This window comes from Streptomyces sp. NRRL B-3229 (genome assembly GCF_000719505.1).
In the GTDB taxonomy this organism is placed as follows: domain Bacteria; phylum Actinomycetota; class Actinomycetes; order Streptomycetales; family Streptomycetaceae; genus Streptomyces; species Streptomyces griseorubiginosus.
Genome location: NZ_JOGP01000104.1, coordinates 1 through 489, shown reverse-complemented (window position 1 = coordinate 489; position 489 = coordinate 1). Strand labels below are relative to the sequence as shown.

At 67.3% G+C, this 489-nt stretch carries 2 pseudogenes; both read right to left on the bottom strand.

The features are described 5' to 3' along the window. Positions 1 to 113 (bottom strand): annotated as a pseudogene (locus IF54_RS42580) (sugar phosphate isomerase/epimerase); the annotation flags it as partial. A 16-nt stretch (positions 114 to 129) separates the two neighbouring features. Further along, positions 130 to 489: pseudogene (locus IF54_RS0138930) on the bottom strand (gfo/Idh/MocA family oxidoreductase); the annotation flags it as partial.

Below are 489 nucleotides of genomic sequence, written 5' to 3'. Positions count from 1 at the left end.
CCCCAGCAGGCGAGTTCGAGTCCGTCGAAGCCGAAGTCCCGGGCCAGACGGCAGACCTCCTCCAGCGGCAGATCGGCCCACTGACCGGTGAACAGCGTGAACGGGCGTGGCATGTCGCGAAACCCTTCCTCAGACAGCGATCGGTGTGTAGACGCAGTTCTTCTCCGCGCTCTCCTCCACGGCCGCCAGCACCCGCTGCACCTGGAGCCCGTCCGCGAACGACGGCCTCGGCGCCGTACCGGACGCGATGGCATGCACCAGGTCACGAGCCTGATGGACGAAGGTGTGCTCATAACCGAGACCGTGACCCGGCGGCCACCACGCATCCAGGTAGGGATGATCCGGTTCGGTGACGAGGATGCGGCGGAACCCGGCGTGCGTGCCGGGCTCGGTGCCGTCGTGGAAGGAGAGCTCGTTGAGCCGCTCCAGATCGAAGGCCAACGAGCCGCGCTCGCCGTTGAGTTCGATGCGCAGGGAGTTCTTGCGCCC